Raw genomic sequence first — 2706 nt, forward strand, 5'->3', positions numbered from 1 at the left:
TCATGAACCCTTTGGCGACGACCCGTTCGATGACGGCCTGGTCGGGACGCCCAGCAATGTCGGACAATGTTGCGGCGCGCGCCGGGAGAGCGGACGCCATAGACAGAAACGCAAGAATGAGTGCCGCCGCAAGGATGCGACGGACCAGCAGACGTGACAGACCTCGTTTCATTGTTTCTCCTTTCCACAATGGGAGGCACGGCCGTTTCCCGCCGTACCCTGCCGGCTGTACGCCATGGCTTGCGCCGTAGGTCGGACAGCTCGAAGAATTATTCTCTGCACTTGCAGAGAACAATAGTATAGACGTCTGCACCGGTACGGCAAGAACCCATGTCGTGCCTTCATTGACCTCAGGGCGGTTTGGCTGTATACCCAATACATCTGCCTCTGTGCGGGTTGAGCATGCGGTTCGCCGGCGGCGCAGGAGGAAAACGATGACGAAGCGACTGCAGTGGTGTCTGAGAATCATGGTAGTGGTGGCTCTGGTATCGGCGTGTGCGCTGTCAGGAAAGCCGGTTCTCGGTGCAGTGAACCTGCCCACGATCGACACCGAATTTCTGGCCCGTGCCGGGTCATCGCCATCACCACAGGACGTCATCGTCCGCATGCAGGGTCTTCCGTTGGTCGGTAGAGTCCAGGATGCAGGAGCGGAAGGGTGGCTGGACACCGTGGCCGCGCACGCATCGGAAGCAGAGATCTCGCAGGAGCAAAATGTATTTTTGTTGTCGCTGGCGGCACAGGGTGTCAGGTATACGATCAAGCAGCGACTGAGCGTGACCTTCAATGGTCTCGCACTGAACGTTGCGGGGTATGACCTCGCAGCGGTTGCGGGGACGAACCATGTCTCGTTTGTCTACGAATCCCAGCAGGTGCAAGTCCTGGACGATGATACAAATGCCGCCATGGGAGTGGATCAGGCGTTGTGGAACCGCACATCGGCGGGGGGGCAAAAACTTGACGGAACCGGTACGACCATTGGCATCATCGACACAGGTATCGACTACATGCATCCGGACCTTGGCGGAGCGAAATTTCCCAATGCAAAGGTGGTGGGAGGATACGACTTCGCCGACAAGGACAGCGACCCCATGGACATTCAGGGCCACGGTACACACGTTGCAGGCATTGCCGCCGCGGACGGCAAGGTGCAGGGTGTCGCGCCAAAGGCGAAGCTCTATGCCTACAAGGTTTTCAGTGACCAGGGAGGAGGAGCTGCTGATGGGGACATCATTGCGGCACTTGACCGTTCCGTGCAGAACCACTGCACAGTGGTCAACCTGTCCCTGGGTACGTCTGGGGGAACCGCCGATACACCCGAGAACGAGTCGATCAACAACGCGGTCAAGGCGGGTGTCGTAGTCGTCGCAGCGACGGGCAACTCCGGCCCACGTAACCCCGAGACCAACTGGCCCCTGGGTTCGCCGGCGACAGCGCTGAATGCCATCGCGGTAGCCGCCTCCAACGACGGCCCGTATCCAGTAGTGGAGGTTGTAACGCCGACCGGAACGGGGTTGGACAACATCATGGGTAGCTATGCCGACATTGCCCCAGCGTTCAAGGAAGGCTCCATGTACAGCATCGTGGATGCCGGGTATGGCTCGAAGGCGGATTTCGCTGCTGTGAACGTCACGGGCAAGGTCGCACTTGTCGAGCGGGGCCCTGTCGGGACCAGTGGGATCTACTTCCGCGACAAAGTCCTGAATGCGCAGGCGGCGGGAGCTGCCGGTGTCATCATCTACAACCACAGTCCTGGAGTCATTTCTATGACGCTCAGGGTAGCGGCTGGCGACGAGACCAAGAACTATATCCCCTGCATTGGCATCACCCAGGACGCAGGACTGGACCTCAAGATGTTGACGACGAGGGGACTTGTCGTCCGGTTTGGGACACGGAGCGACCTGGGGACGCTTGCAGACTTCAGCTCCATGGGTCCCACCGAGGACTTTCACTTCAAGCCGGAGGTGTCTGCGCCCGGTGTCACGGTGAACTCGACGTTTCTGGGCGGCGAGTATGCCAGGCTGGACGGCACGTCGATGGCTTCGCCGGGGGTGGCCGGAGCCGTCGCGCTGATCAAGGCGGCGCATCCCGACTGGACACCGCAGACGGTCAAGCTGGCGCTGATGAACACCTCCAATGTTCTTCGCAACTGGCAGAATGGCGAAGTCATCACGTGGACATTGCAGGGAGCCGGCCGCGTCGATGTACCGGCTGCCATCGACACTCCAGCCGTGGCGGCGATAGCCACATCCGACGGAACGACGACGTTTCAGACAGGGACCGTTCTTGTCGACGATGACAGCATTGCGACTGCGACGACGATCACTATACGCAGTCTCTCGGATCATAGTGTGACTTTCTCGCCTTCGTTCGGCTGGACGATGGACGCGCGGGCAGGCGTGGAGGTGACTGTAGTCCCGTCATCTGTCGTCGTCGCACCCGGCGGGACCGCGCAGATGAGCGTGACCACGACTGTGAACCCGGCAACCGTCAAAGATGGGCCACACGAGGGGATGATCACCCTGCAGTCGATCANNTTGAGCGAGATGCAGACGAGCACAGCAACCTTGGCGGCGCCCGGTGGCACGATGGACGTTCAGTTCAACATTGGCTACGGTGGCGTGCGACCTGCCGTGGAGGCAGGTGAAGGCCCCCAGGGTTCCAGCTTTGCATCGGAGGTCGTGGCTGCGGTCACGGGCATAGATGGCG

General features: G+C 60.4%; 1 protein-coding gene and 1 riboswitch. The gene reads left to right on the top strand.

The window, feature by feature from the left end:
• Positions 1-161: 161 nt before the first annotated feature.
• Positions 162-279: riboswitch (molybdenum cofactor riboswitch) on the bottom strand.
• A 725-nt stretch (positions 280-1004) separates the two neighbouring features.
• Positions 1005-2706: S8 family serine peptidase (locus SMC5_RS07810; protein WP_455423455.1), on the top strand; the 1702-nt coding region annotated here is incomplete at its 3' end.

This window comes from Candidatus Cryosericum odellii, assembly GCF_003570935.1.
GTDB classification, from domain to species: domain Bacteria; phylum Caldisericota; class Caldisericia; order Cryosericales; family Cryosericaceae; genus Cryosericum; species Cryosericum odellii.